This is a genomic window from Myxacorys almedinensis A, assembly GCF_010091945.1.
In the GTDB taxonomy this organism is placed as follows: domain Bacteria; phylum Cyanobacteriota; class Cyanobacteriia; order Leptolyngbyales; family Leptolyngbyaceae; genus Myxacorys; species Myxacorys almedinensis.
The window spans coordinates 54,375-70,504 of record NZ_WVIE01000016.1 but is presented as its reverse complement, the minus strand read 5'-3'; the positions used below and the strand labels follow the sequence as shown (position 1 = coordinate 70,504).

Below are 16,130 nucleotides of genomic sequence, written 5' to 3'. Positions count from 1 at the left end.
CTGCTGCGATCGAGGTGCTTGCCTAATTTTCTGGTATCTCGATAACTTCGCCGACCAAAATAGCGAGCCACTAATTACAGATTACGAATTACACTTTGGGTACTCTGCCTATGAGACTCCCCTTCATCGCTCCTTCATGACTGTCCCTTTTGTTTCTAAGCCTAAACCTACTACGACAACGGCTCCTAACTGGGTGCAGCCTGTGTTGCTGCTCGCTCCAGCAGGACTGTGGCTACTCTTGCTGCTGGTCGTTCCGACGCTGCTAATTTTTGAGCTAAGCCTAGTTCCCAATATCAATCCTGGAGGCATTGTCAATCCATCAGGGCTAGACAACTACCTCCGCATTTTTCAACCGATCGCGCTTCAAGTTATTGCGCGATCGCTGTTTCTTGCCATCGGAACCACGGTGTTAACCTTGGCGCTGGGGTTTCCGGTGGCATATTGGCTCGCGCTGATCGCGCCCAAACGATGGCAAAACTTACTGCTGCTTGGGTTCGTACTGCCGTTGTGGACATCTTCGCTGCTGCGATCGTACGCCTGGATTACGATTCTTCGACCCACGGGCGTTCTAAACACTGTTCTATCGAGCATTGGGCTGCCAACGCTCGATCTGCTCAATCGTCCCGCGGCGGTTGTGATCGGCATGACGTATAGCCTGCTGCCTTACATGGTGCTGATTCTCTACGCCTCGCTCGAAAAGCTTGATCGACGGCTGCTCGAAGCATCGGCAGATTTGGGCGCAACGCCTCAACAAACCTTTTGGCGCGTCACGGTGCCGCAGACCTTGCCCGGAATTGCAGCGGGAATGTTGCTTGTGTTTATCAATGGGTTAGGGGATTTTATCAATCCAGAACTGTTAGGCGGAACGTCTAGCATGACAGCGGCGCGATTGATTTATAACCAGTTTCTCGGTGCGACGCAGAACTGGGGCTTTGGGTCAGCGCTGAGTATGGTGCTAATTATGCTGGTGAGTCTTGCGATCGCGCTTCTAATCAAATATGGCGACAACCATGCAAAGTCAATCTAAGCCAAGTCAATCTAAGCCAAGTCAAGCCAAATTTTCCTGGCAAGCCGGATTTACGGCAGGCATGTTCGGCTTTATGTATCTGCCCATTTTAGTTTTAGGCTTTTACAGCTTCAACGAAGCACCCAATAGTGCCGCATGGACAGGATTCACCTTTTCGTGGTATGTCAAATTCTTCCAAGACGGGCGAATTCTTTCTGCCCTGACCGATAGCCTCACCGTGTCGCTGAGCGCCGTTGCGATCGCGGCAGTGATGGGAACCTTGATGGCGATTGGCTTAGCGCGATATCAGTTCTTAGGAAAAGGGCTGTATCAGGGAGTCGCGTATTTGCCGTTGATTATTCCAGACATTGCGATCGCGGTGGCAACCCTGGTATTTCTCGCCGCGATCGCACTTCCGCTGAGCTTGTGGACTGTGATTGCGGCTCATGTGGTGTTTTGCCTGTCTTACATTGCGCTGTCTGTGTCTACTCGGTTAGTCGATATCAATCCTCACCTAGAAGAAGCCGCCCTAGACTTGGGTGCAACACCGCTTCAGGCGCTTGTTACTGTTCTTTTGCCCCAACTGATGCCCGCGATCGTGTCAGGCTGCCTGCTTGCCTTTGTGCTGAGCATGGATGATTTTTTGATCTCGAAGTTTACAGCCGGAGGTGGGGTTGCAACCTTGCCAATGGAGATTTTCAGCCGCATTCGAGTTAGCGTGAAACCAGACATTAACGCGCTGAGCGTCTTTTTGATGGTGACATCGGGCTTGATCGCCATCGTTGCCGAACTGATGCGGCATCGCAGTGAGAAAAAACGATTTCAATAAGATGCACAATAGAGGATGAGTTCTTTGCGGTGACATCTCATGGTTTCAACCTCGCTTACACCGGCTCAGTCGCTCTCAACTCATCCAGGGGATCACCTTGCAATTACCTTTGCGCCCTTGGCATTTGACGAAGCCCATCGCTTAGCAGACGCTGCCGCCAATGGTGCGATCGTAACGATGAGCGGCATGGTTCGCAACAACACAAATGGTAACGCTGTGATTGCTCTGGAATATCAAGCGTATGAACCGATGGCACTCCAGGTATTTCGACAGATTGCCGCGCAGATTCGCGCCACTTGGGGCAGCGTTACCCATGTTGTGATTCACCATCGGACGGGGCGACTAGAAATTGGTGAACTTAGCGTGCTCATTGCGATCGGCAGTCCCCATCGAGCCGATGCATTTGCCGCCTGCCAGTATGCGATCGATACGCTGAAGGCGAACGCTCCGATTTGGAAGAAAGAGTATTTTGTAGGGCAAGATGGCGGCATTCAAGCCACATGGGTCAAGTGCTGTTGAGGGAGAAGAAGCCTGTGCACGCTTCACTCCTCTATGGCACACCAAAATTCCCAGAACTCCGAGTTCTTTAAAGATCGGAATTCTGGCATTACAAAAAATCGAAGCAAGCCGCGATTTCTACCGAGATTCAGCCATGCCCGTCCCACGTTAGGCCATCACCATCCCGCCATCTACATTCATCACTTGCCCGGTAATGTACCCTGCCGCCGGAGCCGCCGCTAAAAATTGAATTAGTCCCGCTACCTCTTCGGGCTGACCATACCGCTGGAGCGGAATCAGATTCAAAATGCCATCTGACTTTAAATCGGCGGTCATATCCGTGGAAATAAAGCCTGGAGCTACGGCATTGACGGTGATCCCTCGGCTGGCAAGCTCTCTTGCCATGGTGCGCGTAAACCCAATCACGCCTGCTTTGGCGGCACTATAGTTGGCTTGTCCGGCATTCCCCATCTGTCCGGCTACGGATGTGATGTTGATGATGCGCCCAGATCGCTGTTTCAGCATAATTTTGCTAACCGCTTTGGTGCATAAAAAGACGCCGGTTAAGTTTAAATCAATCACCGCTTGCCATTCTTCGAGCTTCATTCGCAGCAGCAAGGTATCACGGGTGATGCCTGCATTGTTGACCAAAACGTCGATTCTGCCCCATTTCTCTAGAGTGCTCGCGATCAACGCCTCGACCTGATCGGCGTTTGAAACATCGGCAGCGATCGCGATCGCATCTCCCCCCAGGGCCGTGATGTCTTCCACTACGGTCTCTGCTGCACTGCTCGAACTGGCATAATTCACGACCACCTGTGCGCCTTCTGTGGCAAGCGCGATCGCGGTGGCTCGCCCGATGCCCCGTGATGCTCCGGTAACGATCGCAACTTTTCCTTGCAATTGCTGGAGTGCTACTGGCAATGCTTCCATAAAGACTGTTCCAATAAATGTGCAAATTTCATCATATAACGACAGTTCGAGCCGCTACGGAGGTGCAAAAACTGAGACAACAGTTCGAGCCAAGACACATCAACAATCTTGCTGCAATTCATCACCTCTATCTTCTTAATCAACTCTACGGAACGGTTCTGATTCCTGAAGCCGTTTATCAAGCACTCACTGACCTCGATTTTCCTGTTGCAGGCGCAACTGACGTTAAAACTTTTGATTGGATTCAAACTCGTGCTGTTAGCGATCGCACCCTTGTCGAAGCACTGAGCCATGAACTTGACATTGGAGACGCTGAGGCGATCGCCTTAGCAGTGCAGATTCAAGCCGAAGTGAGCGGCAGCAGAAAACCTTGGCAACTACGTCAGGATCTCTCAACCGTCCGCTCCATCGTAAGTTATGCCCACCCCTGTCGCTCGATCTAAACCTTAAAGCTTTCTGTGATCCGCCTCATCGCCTCATTCACATTCTCGCGACTGTTAAACGCGGAAATACGGAAATAGCCTTCGCCTGCCGCACCAAAACCTGAACCTGGTGTACCTACTACGTTACAGACGTTTAGCAACTTGTCAAAGAAATCCCAACTCGATAGATTATTCGGCGTTTTTACCCACACATAGGGCGCATTGGTTCCGCCATAGACTTGAATGCCTGCCGCCGCCAACTGTTCGCGAATAATCTTGGCATTTTCCATGTAAAAGTCTACGAGCGCCTTTGTTTGGGCTTGACCTTCGGGCGAGTAGACGGCTTCGGCTCCCCGTTGCACGATGTAAGAGACGCCGTTAAATTTGGTAGATTGGCGACGGTTCCACAGTTTCCACAGTTCGACATCAGAGCCGTCGGCAGCTTTAGCCGTCAGCGTTTTCGGCACAACGGTAAAGGCACAGCGAGTTCCGGTAAAGCCTGCGTTTTTGGAGAACGAGCGAAACTCGATCGCACAGTCTCGCGCGCCTTCGATCTGATAAATGGAGTGGGGCACACTCGGATCGGTAATGAAGGCTTCGTAAGCGGCATCAAAAAAGATAATCGAGCCATTTGCCTTGGCATAGTCAACCCAGGCAGTGAGATGGGCTTTGGTCGCTGTGGCACCGGTTGGATTGTTGGGAAAACAGAGATAAATTAAATCAACCTTTTGCGATGGAATTTGCGCGGTGAACTGGTTCTCAGCCGTGATGGGCAAATACACCAAGCCGCCATACTCACCTTTCTCGTTTGCTTCTCCGGTGTGCCCTGCCATGACGTTTGTATCGACATACACGGGATAAACCGGATCGGTGACAGCAATCACATTGTGATTGCCAAAGATATCGAGCAGGTTGCCAGTATCGCATTTTGAGCCATCGGAAATAAAAATTTCTGATGCCTCGATGGGGCAGCCGCGAGACTGAAAATCATGGGTTGCGATCGCGCCTCTCAACCAGTCATATCCCTGCTCTGGGCCGTAGCCTTTAAAGTGAGCGCGATCGCCCATGTCTTCAACCGCACGGATCATCGCACTGCGGCAGGCTTGGGGCAATGGCTCGGTGACATCTCCGATGCCAAGTCGAATAATCGGCGCATCGGGGTGCTCGGCAGCAAAGGCACTGACACGACGGGCAATTTCAGGAAACAAATAGCCCGCTTTGAGCTTTAAATAATGGTCGTTAATCGTTGCCATAGAGCGTGACTTGCAATGGACATCATCAGACAGTTTACTGTGAAAGTCCTGGGAAAACCGTGGGGACAACCGTTGTCTTTAACGAGGGTGCGGCGAGAGAATCTTGATGGCAACGCATGGCATAGCAGAAGTCTGGATGACCCGATTTTACTGGTTCAACGCTTGCTTTACGCCAAGGCAGAGGAACCAAAGTCAGGTGGAATGTCTTGCCAGCGACCCTGACCGACTGCCCGCACGGCTTCTTTGAGAGAGACATCTCCGGTGTAGATCGCCCGACCTACGATCGCACCCGTAACGCCCTGGGGTTCTAGCGCCAGCAGACTCAGCAAATCGGTAATCGAACTGACGCCTCCTGATGCGATCACCGGAATGTTTACCACAGAGGCAATTTCTCGCAATGCTGGTAAATTGGGACCTTGAAGCGTTCCGTCTCGGTGAATGTCGGTGTAGATAATGGCGGCGGCTCCCAGTTTTGCCATGCGATCGCTCAGATCGGTCGCCAACACCTCGGAGGTTTCTAGCCATCCCTTCGTCGCGACCTTGCCATTTCGTGCATCAATCCCGACGATTACCCGCCCCGGAAATTCACCACAAAGCTGAGCTACCAGATCCGGCTGCTCAACGGCAACCGTGCCCAAAATTGCCCAACGCACTCCCGTAGCGAGGAGGCTGGCAACACTGGTGCGATCGCGCAATCCACCCCCCACTTCAATAGGCACATTTACAGCCTGTACAATGGCTCGAATCGCCGCCAAATTTACCGGATGCCCTGCCTTTGCCCCATCTAAATCAACCAAATGCAGGCGCGTGGCTCCGTCTTCTACCCATTGCCGCGCCACCGCCACCGGGTCGTCATCAAAAACCTGCGATTGACTGTAATCTCCTTGGTAAAGACGAACGCATTTGCCGTCCAGTAAATCGATCGCGGGAATAACGTCCATAAGATAAGGCAGCTAGGGTATAGCCTATAAATTACAAGGAATAGATTGCAAGAAATGGCTGTCTCATCCTATCGCGCTTCTCCAGTCTGTTTAATCATTTCTGAGCCGCGTTTCTGAACCGGTTTCATCAAGAGAGCATCCCGCTAATGTGGCTCGGATAATGCTCGGATAGGATTGCTTTTTTTGATCGTCATCCCGCTTATCTCATCTCACCTTAATTTGAATTTAATTTGTGAATGCGAGGGATCGCTTTGGTCGTAATCTGATCCCCATACGACTTTTTCTCTACCAATTTGCTTTACAATTTTGGCAATCGATTCCGCCAACTACCTCTCAACCGTCTTATGAGTATTGGATATGTTGCCCTCGTTCTGCACGCTCACCTTCCCTTCGTGCGGCACCCCGAAAGCGATTATGTGCTGGAAGAAGAATGGCTTTATGAAGCGATTACAGAAACCTATGTCCCATTACTCCAAGTGTTTGAGGGACTCAAGCGCGATGGAATAGATTTTAAAATGACGATGAGCATGACGCCGCCCTTGGTGTCGATGCTGCTCGATCCTCTCTTGCAAGAGCGCTACGATGAGCATCTGGCTCAGCTAGAAGAATTGACCGAACTAGAAGTCGAGCGCCACGCCCACAACGGGCACATGAAGTATTTGGCAGAACACTATGCTAAAGAGTTTAACGGGGTGCGACAGACCTGGGAGAAGTACGATCGCAACTTGATCAAAGCCTTCAAGCAGTTCCTGGATAGCGGCAATCTTGAGATTATTACCTGTGGCGCGACGCATGGATATTTGCCACTGATGAAGATGTATCCGCAAGCCGTCTGGGCACAGCTTCAGGTGGCGTGCGAGCACTACGAAGAGACCTTTGGACGCCCACCCAAAGGAATCTGGCTACCAGAATGCGCTTACTACGAAGGGGTAGAACGCATGGTTGCTGACGCTGGGTTGCGCTATTTTCTGACCGATGGGCACGGCATTCTCTACGCCCGTCCTCGTCCTCGCTTTGGCAGCTATGCGCCGATTTTCACCGAGTCGGGGGTTGCCGCCTTTGGGCGAGATCATGAATCGTCGCAGCAGGTTTGGTCATCGGAAGTGGGGTATCCTGGCTCGGTAGAGTATCGGGAGTTTTACCGCGATCTGGGCTGGGATGCCGAGTACGAATACATTAAGCCTTACATTATGCCCAACGGTCAGCGTAAGAATGTGGGCATCAAATATCATCGGATCACTGGAAAAGGGCTGGGTCTGTCAGACAAGCAACTCTACGATCCATACTGGGCGAAGGAAAAGGCTGCCGAGAATGCCGCAAACTTTATGTATAACCGAGAGCGGCAAATTGAGAACCTCTACGGCATGATGCATCGTCCACCCCTCGTGGTTTCGCCTTATGACGCAGAGCTTTTTGGTCACTGGTGGTATGAGGGTCCATGGTTTATCGACTATTTGTTCCGCAAGTCTTGGTTTGATCAAGACACGTTTGCGATGACCCACCTGGCAGATTACTTGAAGGCAGAGCCGACTCAGCAAGTTTGCCGCCCCTCCCAGTCAAGCTGGGGCTATAAGGGCTTTCATGAATACTGGCTCAATGATACGAACGCTTGGATTTATCCACACTTGCACAAAGCCGCAGAGCGGATGATCGAGCTAGGCAAACGCGAACCAGCGGATGAGTTGGAATGGCGAGCCTTGAACCAAGCCGCGAGAGAGGTGCTGTTGGCGCAATCGTCGGACTGGGCATTTATTATGCGGACGGGGACGATGGTTCCGTATGCGGTGAGAAGAACGCGATCGCATCTCCAGCGCTTCAATAAACTCTACGAAGATCTCAATATTGGCAAAGTCGATTCGGGTTGGCTAGAAAAGGTCGAAACGATCGACAATATTTTTCCAAATATTAATTACCGAGTTTATCGACCGCTGTAAGAAACGTGTTTTCACGATGCGCTACAAGCTGTCAAGCCATTGATTTATCCGTTCTTTTTTTTGCTTTGTTTGTTCAGGATTGCTCCACAGCAGGGATACTAGAGGATATCCCTGCCCTAGCTTAGTGTATAAGAATTACTTCAGACCTGTATTCGCGATCGCTAGCGTCAACAGAAAACCGATCACATGACCGAAACTCATGGATGCTAAAAATCCAGCAACACTAATGTTGTTGAATAAAGATTTGGAAAACGGCAGTGGCATTCTGGCACCAACCTGAGGATATTTAATTGTACGGCTAGCGATAAACAATACAAGCAAACATGAACCGATAATTAGAGGGGTTCCCTGCCAGTTAAATAGCGCACTAGATGGAGCTTCTGGAAATGTAGCGGCAAACAAAGTTAGCATGGCGTTTACTCCCAAACCGTTTATTTGCTTTCTAGTGTTTCGTGTTTGCTAGTATCCAACGTCCTTCCTATGTGGTAGTTCTGGCTCTATCCCGTGAGAGATTGCTCTCAGCAAGTGACCTGTGACGGCTGACAAATCACAATATTAGGAGGCGCATATGTCAACATCTTCTGGGTCGTTACGCGGCTCTACTCCCCGTGATGGCGCTCAGCGCACCTTCTTGTGGGGGCAGCAAACCTATCTTATGGGCGTTCTCAATGTGACGCCGGACAGTTTCAGCGATGGTGGACAATTTACCACAGTGGAAGCCGCGCTGAGGCAGGCTCATCAGATGGTGAGTGAAGGTGCAGATATCCTGGATATTGGTGGACAATCGACCCGACCTCAGGCAGACGAAGTAACGCTTGAAGCAGAACTCCAGCGTGTGATTCCGGTTATTGAGGTGCTGCGCCGGGATCAGTTTTTTGCCCAAACTCCGATTTCAATTGATACGACGCGATCGCAGGTTGCCCACGCCGCGATCGCAGCCGGAGCCGATATCATTAACGATATTTCTGGCGGGGTGTTTGATCCGCAAATGCTACACACAACAGCAGTGTTAAATGTTCCCATCGTTTTAATGCACAGGCGTGGAACACCCAAGACAATGCAAACGCTAACACAATATCAAGACTTAATCGCAGAAATTCTTCAGTTTTTAGATCAACAGATTCGGGCGGCGATCGCAGCGGGAATCGATCGCAAGCAGATTGTGATTGATCCGGGCATCGGCTTTGCCAAAACCTATGATCAAAGTCTCCAAATTCTGCGATGCCTAGATCAATTTCAGCGCTTGAATTGCCCTATCTTAGTCGGAGTCTCGCGAAAAAGTTTTATTGGTCACGTTCTAAATCAGCCTGATCCAAAACAGCGAGTTTGGGGAACGGCAGCAGCCTGTGTCAGCGCGATCGCAAACGGGGCAGATATCGTTCGCGTGCATGATGTGGCACAAATGCGCGATGTGTGTCGCGTAGCAGATGCCATTTGGCGATCTTGAGGGGGTAGCCATTCGCGCCAACATACCTCCGAAGGCACTCTAGATGTGATATCTAGCACGTTTTAAAGCTATGCCTCGACCTATTTCTATAAGCTTAAAATAATCGATTTATTTAATTAATATTTGTATCTCCAGAACCATTCGGCGATATGTTATCTCCATGTTGCTGTTGCTGTAATAAATCTGTAATGGCTTCGTTGAGCGCCCCCGGATTCATAAACAAAATTTTGGAGTTATCGCTCTTGCCAAGCTCTAAATTAGCGTTCACATAGTCTCTAGCAATGAGATAACGCAACACTTCCTCAGAATTGGTCTGCCCCTGCAATGCTCTTGCAAGCTGCTCGATCGATTGCACCGTGGCGGATGTCCTCGCCAACGTTGCCTGCTTTTCGCTGACCGCTGCCCGCTGTTTTTCTAACGACTCTCGAATCGTGTCAGACAAAATAATATCTTGCACCTCTACCCGAATCACCTTTACACCCCAATTTTGTGTTGCCTGATCGAGTTGAGACAAGAGGGTTTGATTGATGTCATTTCGCTGCGAAACCACCTGTTCTAGAGTCAATTGACCAATTTCGTTGCGAAGACTTGTAAATACCAACTGCTTGAGCGATTCTTCTAGATCTTCGACCTCGTAATATGCCTTTTCAATATCACGAATTTGCCAAAACACAACCGTATCGACTGAGATCGGCACACTATCTGTAGTAATGGCATTCTGCGGCTCAATGTCTAGAAGCTGCTCTCGCATTGTTTCGACCAAAACCGTGTCGAAGAATGGAATGATCAGATTTGGTCCGGGTTGCAGCACTCGCTGTGCCTTTCCGAGTCGCTCTACGATCGCGGTGTCTCCCTGCTGAATGATTTTGACCGCACCCAGCAAATAGCCAACCACAATTAATATGAATGCACCAAACAGTTCCAGCATGTCGAGGCTCCTACATGAACCAGCTTTAAAGTAATGGGTTGCTCAGGCAATACTTCAGATAGAAACAGAAGTTGCAGACTTAGTTTAATCTCTTTAGTTGAAAATGCAGACTTAATTTATAAATTGAAGACAAGAAAGTCAGCAATTTGAGTCAATTTAGCATCAGTTGCATGGCGAGCCAAGAGACCTTTTCCGATTTCCATTTCGAGTAGCTCTATTATGACGGTTTCTTGATCAGTTAGAACTCTAACCTTGCTGTTTGGGTCTTATCCACGGACTGATTTCCCAATTCCTTTGAGAATTCCTCGCCCAATTAAGCCAATTCCACGACCGATCACCTCGGTCAAGACGTAAACAATGCCACTCCCTAGAAACGCGATCGCGGCTCTCAGCCGGGGTGCGATCGCATCTCGTGTTTCCAATGCCAGCGTCATGGCAAGTTGCACGCCAGACAACGTTTCTAATTCCTCATTGCGGGGAGAATAAATAGCAAGACGCTCAATTCCATAGCTAGAAAGCACCCATAGCCGATACCGGCTTTCAAAGATTGCTTTCGGTTCGGCAACATATTTTTCAACACGATATCTCCAGGATAAGTCATTGCGAAATCGCTCAATCTCGCGAGTTGACAGCAAACGCCGATCGTAGAAGCCTCGTTTGATGGTTTCTAGGTTAGAAAATCGATTGAGTAGGGGCTGAATGACTGCATTTGCAATTTGAATAATGAGATTTTCTAGAAGATCAATGGTTCGATTGGTGGCTTCAGGGGTGTTAGGTTGATAGGCGGTTTGCTCAATGGTCAAGGGCGTTTGAAACAGCAGATGGCTAAGAACATCAGTGACCAGTGGAATCGGATCTAAAAGCTCAGTTCTGATCGTTTCTGCATCTTGAAGAATGGCAGGAACAACTTCAATATCTCGATTTTTTAGATTTAGCGTGTAGTAACGCCCAAAAAAATTCATCACTACTGCTTGCCACACATCTTGTAATATTGCAGATTTTTTCTCACCGAGTTGGTTAAGTTGCACTTGAGAAAAGCGCAATTCATCGAGCACGGCTTCTAATTGTCGCAAGATAACAAAGAATAATTCGCGCTTTTTTTCCTGCTTTAAAATGTCGATTTCTAGCGGAAGATCGGTGAGGTTTTCTAAGTTTGATTGCAGTTTGGCAGCGATTTGATCAAACACAATTCCGTTAGAGTCAGGCGGCGTGCTAACCGCGGAGATAGAAGCCGTTTCGATCGTTTCAACAGGTTCAATATCCCGTAAAGGATTAGCTATGGCTCGGTCTGAGGGGCGGCGCGCCCTACTCATCGCCGTTGATGCTGGCAATTGCTCCATCGGCTGCGGCAATTCGGGTGCTGGCATTTGAGGCGTGGCAAATAAGCGCTCTGCAACCCAGCGAGCGGCTTTCAATTCGCGGCGGCGTCCTGCCAGAAAGACCTGATCTAACGCCGATCGCCGAGGATATTGCAGTTGAGCATTAATGTCTTGAATGGCGGCATCAATCTGTTTTAGACTTGATGATCGCCAATGCTGCCGGATCATCGCAAACAGTCCTGGCTGAGCCGATTGCGACGCCACCCGCGACAACTGCTCCAGCGTTTCTGGCTGCCAACAGCGCTGACCTGCCGCCACTTCCCGAATGGCAAACTCAAACCGGGCGATCGCGCTGCCTTTGGGGCAGTAGCCTTCGATTCCCAACTGAAACGCCTTGAGCAACTCTGCGTCAGAGAGCCGCTCAATCAGGAGAACCGGCAAGTGCGGATATTGGGTCTTTAGCAACTGGCACACTTCTAACCCCAAGCCAATGATGATCAGGTCAATCGGGGTGCGGCTGCCTCTGCCAAGTTCGGTTACATCGGTCAGTGTCCGCCATGCGATCGCCGGACTTGCCGCCTCTACCACAATCTGCAAATCTGCCAATCGGCTTAAGCCATTGACCAACCCAGCCCGAAACACCGGATCGGGATCAACAACCATGACTCGAATTGTCGCAGGCGCAGTAGTCATAGAGAAATCGCAAGAGATGATAAGCCAATCATAATCTTCTCATTCTCCTGTTTAACGAGGGGCTACGATGTATACACATCTCTACGATCAAATGAAAAAGAGCACATTAAAAAGCCGCCTTGCGTTTTCCCAAATTTCTCTCACAGACGACTTACGCCTTGCCAACAAATCGCCGATGCAACGGGTAAGCCGCTTATGAAAGCCAACGTTTTGGCATTGCCCGCTTCATCCGTCTGAACCCTACCCAATCAGCGAACGATTTTAAGGGGGAGGAGGCGCATCGTCAGGAGAAGACGGGGTAGGCTCAGGAGAGCGCTCAGCAGAGTCATCATCAGAATTTTCTCTTGAGTCGTCTTCTGACTCTTCGGATGACTCGTAGGAATCAGGCGAGGAATTATTTGGGGGCACATACTGCTCACGCTGCCGCCAAATTTCTGCTCGTTCGACTGCCCACTGTGAGATCAAACTTCGCGCCTCGCCATAGAGGGGTCTGCCTGCATAAATGGTCGAAGCGAGATCGATCGCCCGAGTCAGCGATCCGATGCTTGCCAACCGATTGGCTTGAGCGATCGTAGAGCGGTCTTCTGTGAGGCGAATCTCGTAGACCCAGCCTGAAATCAGGGTTTGAGCCTCGCCATACAAGGCCCGACCGGGGCGAATCTTTGCCGCCGTATCGATCGCTTGCCCTAACCTGCCGGAGCGTGCGATCGCAGTAGCCTCATTAATAATTGGCGTATCTTCAATGACCTGAATCTGAGCCGTCCAGTCTGCAATATCGGTCTGCGCTTCTTGGCGCAAGGCGCGCTTCGGCTGGATCACCCCAGCTAGGGCGATCGCGGCTCGTAGCGGCTCTATCTTGCCCGATGTTGCCACCTGCCGCGCTTGCTTCAACACGGGGCGGTCTTCCATCCACTGCAATTCTTTTTGCCACTGAGCCAGCAACGTTTGGGCATACAGCCGACTAGGGCGCTCAGGTTTAATCAGCTTCGCCTGATTAACAGCCATTTTCAGCGTGGGGACTTGCTGCATATTTGCCAACGCCCCCGACCACGTTAGAGCTACGACATCTTGAAGTTTGGTTTCTAGGCGAGGCAGCAAGGTTTTAGCACGGCTGTAGAATGGACTTTTGCTATCAATTTGTCGAACCAGTTGCACGGCTAGCAACAAGGGTGCCGCTTTTTCCAGCGATGGGGCAGAGAAATCTTTGCTGGTGTCGGCTTCGGTTCCTCGCACCAGCCGCACAAAATCTACGTTTGCAGAGGTCAACTGGACGCTCTTCGGAATCGAATTAACCAGCGCACTTGCACCGGCAATGTTGGGTTTGTCTAGCTCGGCGAGTGCCAGAGAGAAAATCGTGTTTCGCCATTTTGTGACTTCTGCTTGGGCTTTCAGTGTCCAAACATAGGTTTTGCGATCGATGGGATCAGCGATGGCGATCGCGCGTCCCAACTGCCCCGGCGGGTTCGCTTTAGCAAAGGTCTGAGCATCTTGAAATAATTTCGCGGCGAGCTTTTCTGTGTTAATTTGCTGGCGAATTTCAGGAATGCGATCTTGCCAGCTAGGATCGGTGTTCAGGCTCAGTTCGGCAAGATTTTGCGAGGCTTTATCCCAACTTTGTTTCTTAAGCTCTGTTTGAATTTTAGTAAATAGAACCTGTCCTTTATTAAATTCTTCTTGCCATCGCACGATCGCGGCTTGAGCCTCTTTGTAGATGGGGCTAGTCGCTGGAATTTGGCGTGCCAGAGCTACACCACCCTTGATATCTCGTTGAAAGACGCGATCGCGCGCCACGATCAGCAAGGCGTTTGACCAATCTTGCAGCAAAAGTTGCGCCTGCCCATAGAGCGGATCGTCTGGAGTCCAGTTTTTGGCGAGTGCGATCGCATTTAACAATTCTTCAGGTTTGCCCGTTGCCGCCGCCTCTTGGGCGCAAAACAGCCGCTCCGAATCAACAGACCACGCAGAGATTTTCTTACAGTCTACGGCAGGAGGCGCTTTTGACAGCCAGATAAATGCCCCGATCCCCGTTCCGCCGATCGCGCTCAAGATAGCTAAACAAATCAGTTGCCACTTCCACTGCGCCGCCCATGGACGAAGCTGCTTCACCATCTTCCGCGAGCGAATAGAGGCTGCCTGAGCCATCACCGCCGCAGGGCTTTTGGTAGGCTTCCCAGGGGGGGGCACGTCTGGATCATCGCTAATCACTGAACTAAGTGCAGAAGGTCGATCAGGATGATTTTCTACGTCAGCAGAAGGTTGATCAGGATGATTTTCTACGTCAGACGTTGGCTTCTGGAAGGGAAGCCAAGGACGGGGGGTGATTTTTCTAGCCATGAATCACTGCGAACATTACGAGGCGGGACTACCACACAGATAAAAAATACGGTTAACGGTCAGCGACGTTGCAGGTGTCTTGATCGCTGATGGCAAGCTCGACCTTGGCTTGCCGATTCCTCATTATCCTCAGTTAGAACACGAAATTCCGGGAAATCTGACGGGGGACGAGCCTAGATCAAGGATTGAGACAAGCAAGTGAGTAAACGTCTAACCTATCAAGGTACTGGGGGCTTGACGCTATTGAACCATGAATTCTTGAAACTGGGGCAGCGATCGCTAAAAAAGTCATTTTCAGACTAACCGTTATCAGAAAAGCACGATCGTCCAAATTGCACCGGCAAACTGTCCTTTCTTTAGACTTCAAAAAACGCAGGGTTTATTATTTAGCCATTTAGAAATTTAGGTGTTTTACCCAATGGCGAATCTACAACGTTGGTCACTTGTGAGGCGCGATTGACCAAAAGCGACCTGCTCTAGGCATTGCGATAGCCGAAGAAATCAATGTGATATTCCGTAATTCGCACGCCAGTCTGCGCTTCAACGTGGCGGATCAATTCTTCGGGTAGCTCAATGTGGATGTCAAGAATTTGCTGCGTGTCAAGGCAGTTGACGTGGCTATGGGCATCGCTGACGTTGCCGTATAGCCGCCCATCGGATCGCTCAATACATTCAATGATTCCCTGCTCAGACAGCGCTTCTAGGTTTTGATAAACCGACGTGTGACCAATATCCTTGCCTTGCCGATTTAAGCGATCATAAATCTCTCGTGCCGAAAGATGCTCTTGATCTTGCCACAGCAATTCAAGGATAAACTTTCGTTGGCGGCTCAGGCGCATTCCCAAGTTTTGACAGCGTTCTAGGGCATCTTCGAGGGAACGAATGGGCTTAAGGTCTTGGGTCTGAGTATTCATTAGATAACGGCAATTTTCATAGGGTTAATATCAATGAGCAATCCATCAAGCATGATGTTAGGGTCTAATAATTTTCTCGGATTAAATAGAGTTTTTAATCTTTAAAGTTCAGTTACGTTGAAGTGATCTTTAGAAGGATGTAGCTCATCTGCTTTAGTTCTATCACATGCTAAAGTAAACTCGCTACAAGTTTGCTTTAGATTCAAAAGCAGAGTGCTCTGTGTAAGGCGCAGTTTCAAAGAACTTGCAAACCTTCGGTAATCTTAAAAGTAAGGAATCAAGGCGTTGTAGAACAATGGCTGTAGAACTATGGCAGTTTATCAAGTTCGATTTATTAATCCTGACTTAGGGTTGGATCAGACAATTGCCGTCCCCGATGATGAATACATTCTCGATATGGCAGATGCGATCGGGATTCGGTTGCCGTCGGGATGCCAGCAGGGAGCCTGTTCGGTGTGTGCTGCAAAGCTGGTTGAGGGAGAAGTTGATCAGTCTGAGCAGTCATTTTTACGTCCTCAGGAGCTAGAAGCGGGCTACGTTGTGACCTGCGTTGCCTATCCGCGTTCTGATTGCACGCTGCTGACCCATCAAGAGCAGGTGCTGTATCAATCGTCGCTTTACTATAAAAATGCGGGTAATCTGGCGTCTGATGATGAGGAACTTGCCCTCTAGGGAGAGA

General features: G+C 50.0%; 15 protein-coding genes. 7 read left to right on the top strand and 8 right to left on the bottom strand.

All coding sequences use genetic code 11. The features are described 5' to 3' along the window. Window positions 1-136 precede the first annotated feature (136 nt). The 3 genes from GS601_RS14490 to GS601_RS14480 are packed head-to-tail and all read left to right on the top strand — an operon-like array spanning window position 137 to window position 2,354. On the top strand, window positions 137-1,027 hold the full coding sequence (locus GS601_RS14490) for an ABC transporter permease (protein ID WP_162424005.1): 891 nt from the start codon (window positions 137-139) through the stop codon (window positions 1,025-1,027). Next, window positions 1,011-1,835, top strand: a complete 825-nt coding sequence (locus tag GS601_RS14485; RefSeq protein WP_162424004.1) for an ABC transporter permease — start codon at window positions 1,011-1,013, stop codon at window positions 1,833-1,835. Before GS601_RS14490 ends, GS601_RS14485 begins: the two co-directional genes overlap by 17 nt. A 39-nt stretch (window positions 1,836-1,874) precedes the next feature. After that, a complete protein-coding gene (locus tag GS601_RS14480; RefSeq protein WP_162424003.1) occupies window positions 1,875-2,354 on the top strand; it encodes a molybdenum cofactor biosynthesis protein MoaE in 480 nt (159 codons plus the stop codon). A 147-nt stretch (window positions 2,355-2,501) separates the two neighbouring features. Here the strand turns inward: GS601_RS14480 and fabG are convergent, their stop codons facing one another. Beyond that, window positions 2,502-3,266 carry a 3-oxoacyl-[acyl-carrier-protein] reductase gene (gene fabG / locus GS601_RS14475; RefSeq protein WP_162424002.1) on the bottom strand — a complete coding sequence of 255 codons (765 nt, stop codon included), beginning with the start codon at window positions 3,264-3,266 and terminating at the stop codon, window positions 2,502-2,504. Between the two features lie 17 nt (window positions 3,267-3,283). Between fabG and GS601_RS23250 the strand changes: the two genes are divergently transcribed. Continuing rightward, window positions 3,284-3,709, top strand: coding sequence for a PIN domain-containing protein (locus GS601_RS23250; RefSeq protein WP_238393271.1), 426 nt, complete (start codon window positions 3,284-3,286; stop codon window positions 3,707-3,709). On the opposite strand, the gene GS601_RS14465 is transcribed toward GS601_RS23250, so the two are convergent. Together GS601_RS14465 and hisA are read right to left on the bottom strand one after the other, a co-directional pair. Further along, the gene (locus GS601_RS14465; protein WP_162424001.1) at window positions 3,706-4,941 is read right to left on the bottom strand and encodes an LL-diaminopimelate aminotransferase; all 1,236 of its coding nucleotides are present in this window, start codon (window positions 4,939-4,941) and stop codon (window positions 3,706-3,708) included. The genes GS601_RS23250 and GS601_RS14465 overlap by 4 nt on opposite strands. Window positions 4,942-5,108: 167 nt before the next feature. Then, window positions 5,109-5,882, bottom strand: coding sequence for a 1-(5-phosphoribosyl)-5-[(5-phosphoribosylamino)methylideneamino]imidazole-4-carboxamide isomerase (gene hisA / locus GS601_RS14460; RefSeq protein WP_162424000.1), 774 nt, complete (start codon window positions 5,880-5,882; stop codon window positions 5,109-5,111). Window positions 5,883-6,226: 344 nt separating this feature from the next. Between hisA and GS601_RS14455 the strand changes: the two genes are divergently transcribed. Further along, window positions 6,227-7,816, top strand: a complete 1,590-nt coding sequence (locus GS601_RS14455; RefSeq protein WP_162423999.1) for a glycoside hydrolase family 57 protein — start codon at window positions 6,227-6,229, stop codon at window positions 7,814-7,816. Window positions 7,817-7,951: 135 nt separating this feature from the next. On the opposite strand, the gene GS601_RS14450 is transcribed toward GS601_RS14455, so the two are convergent. Then, entirely contained in the window at window positions 7,952-8,227 is a 276-nt protein-coding gene (locus tag GS601_RS14450; protein ID WP_162423998.1) for a photosystem I reaction center subunit X, read from the bottom strand. Between the two features lie 157 nt (window positions 8,228-8,384). Between GS601_RS14450 and folP the strand changes: the two genes are divergently transcribed. Further along, window positions 8,385-9,263 (top strand): dihydropteroate synthase, encoded by an 879-nt coding sequence (gene folP / locus GS601_RS14445; protein ID WP_162423997.1) that lies wholly within the window; start codon window positions 8,385-8,387, stop codon window positions 9,261-9,263. Window positions 9,264-9,375: 112 nt separating this feature from the next. On the opposite strand, the gene GS601_RS14440 is transcribed toward folP, so the two are convergent. The 4 genes from GS601_RS14440 to GS601_RS14425 form a co-directional block, all read right to left on the bottom strand. Then, window positions 9,376-10,191 carry an SPFH domain-containing protein gene (locus GS601_RS14440; RefSeq protein WP_162423996.1) on the bottom strand — a complete coding sequence of 272 codons (816 nt, stop codon included), beginning with the start codon at window positions 10,189-10,191 and terminating at the stop codon, window positions 9,376-9,378. Window positions 10,192-10,457: 266 nt separating this feature from the next. Further along, the gene (locus GS601_RS14435; protein ID WP_162423995.1) at window positions 10,458-12,203 is read right to left on the bottom strand and encodes a DUF3685 domain-containing protein; all 1,746 of its coding nucleotides are present in this window, start codon (window positions 12,201-12,203) and stop codon (window positions 10,458-10,460) included. A 261-nt stretch (window positions 12,204-12,464) separates the two neighbouring features. After that, complete coding sequence (locus tag GS601_RS14430; RefSeq protein ID WP_162423994.1) at window positions 12,465-14,537, bottom strand: hypothetical protein; 2,073 nt, start codon at window positions 14,535-14,537, stop codon at window positions 12,465-12,467. Window positions 14,538-15,013: 476 nt separating this feature from the next. Beyond that, a complete protein-coding gene (locus tag GS601_RS14425; protein ID WP_162423993.1) occupies window positions 15,014-15,451 on the bottom strand; it encodes a Fur family transcriptional regulator in 438 nt (145 codons plus the stop codon). Between the two features lie 309 nt (window positions 15,452-15,760). On the opposite strand from GS601_RS14425, the gene GS601_RS14420 reads away from it, so the two are divergent. Next, window positions 15,761-16,123: a 2Fe-2S iron-sulfur cluster-binding protein gene (locus tag GS601_RS14420; protein ID WP_162423992.1), complete on the top strand. Its 363-nt coding sequence runs from the start codon at window positions 15,761-15,763 to the stop codon at window positions 16,121-16,123. Window positions 16,124-16,130 lie beyond the last annotated feature (7 nt).

What these genes read in the sequence shown, in the direction of transcription:
- GS601_RS14430 (WP_162423994.1), bottom strand. Translation starts at nt 14,537, where the DNA reads ATGGCTAGAAAAATCACCCCCCGTCCTTGGCTTCCCTTCCAGAAGCCA.
- GS601_RS14440 (WP_162423996.1), bottom strand. Translation starts at nt 10,191, where the DNA reads ATGCTGGAACTGTTTGGTGCATTCATATTAATTGTGGTTGGCTATTTG.
- GS601_RS14420 (WP_162423992.1), top strand. Translation starts at nt 15,761, where the DNA reads ATGGCAGTTTATCAAGTTCGATTTATTAATCCTGACTTAGGGTTGGAT.
- GS601_RS14490 (WP_162424005.1), top strand. Translation starts at nt 137, where the DNA reads ATGACTGTCCCTTTTGTTTCTAAGCCTAAACCTACTACGACAACGGCT.
- hisA (WP_162424000.1), bottom strand. Translation starts at nt 5,882, where the DNA reads ATGGACGTTATTCCCGCGATCGATTTACTGGACGGCAAATGCGTTCGT.
- GS601_RS23250 (WP_238393271.1), top strand. Translation starts at nt 3,284, where the DNA reads ATGTGCAAATTTCATCATATAACGACAGTTCGAGCCGCTACGGAGGTG.
- GS601_RS14425 (WP_162423993.1), bottom strand. Translation starts at nt 15,451, where the DNA reads ATGAATACTCAGACCCAAGACCTTAAGCCCATTCGTTCCCTCGAAGAT.
- folP (WP_162423997.1), top strand. Translation starts at nt 8,385, where the DNA reads ATGTCAACATCTTCTGGGTCGTTACGCGGCTCTACTCCCCGTGATGGC.
- GS601_RS14485 (WP_162424004.1), top strand. Translation starts at nt 1,011, where the DNA reads ATGCAAAGTCAATCTAAGCCAAGTCAATCTAAGCCAAGTCAAGCCAAA.
- GS601_RS14465 (WP_162424001.1), bottom strand. Translation starts at nt 4,941, where the DNA reads ATGGCAACGATTAACGACCATTATTTAAAGCTCAAAGCGGGCTATTTG.
- GS601_RS14480 (WP_162424003.1), top strand. Translation starts at nt 1,875, where the DNA reads ATGGTTTCAACCTCGCTTACACCGGCTCAGTCGCTCTCAACTCATCCA.
- fabG (WP_162424002.1), bottom strand. Translation starts at nt 3,266, where the DNA reads ATGGAAGCATTGCCAGTAGCACTCCAGCAATTGCAAGGAAAAGTTGCG.
- GS601_RS14435 (WP_162423995.1), bottom strand. Translation starts at nt 12,203, where the DNA reads ATGACTACTGCGCCTGCGACAATTCGAGTCATGGTTGTTGATCCCGAT.
- GS601_RS14450 (WP_162423998.1), bottom strand. Translation starts at nt 8,227, where the DNA reads ATGCTAACTTTGTTTGCCGCTACATTTCCAGAAGCTCCATCTAGTGCG.
- GS601_RS14455 (WP_162423999.1), top strand. Translation starts at nt 6,227, where the DNA reads ATGAGTATTGGATATGTTGCCCTCGTTCTGCACGCTCACCTTCCCTTC.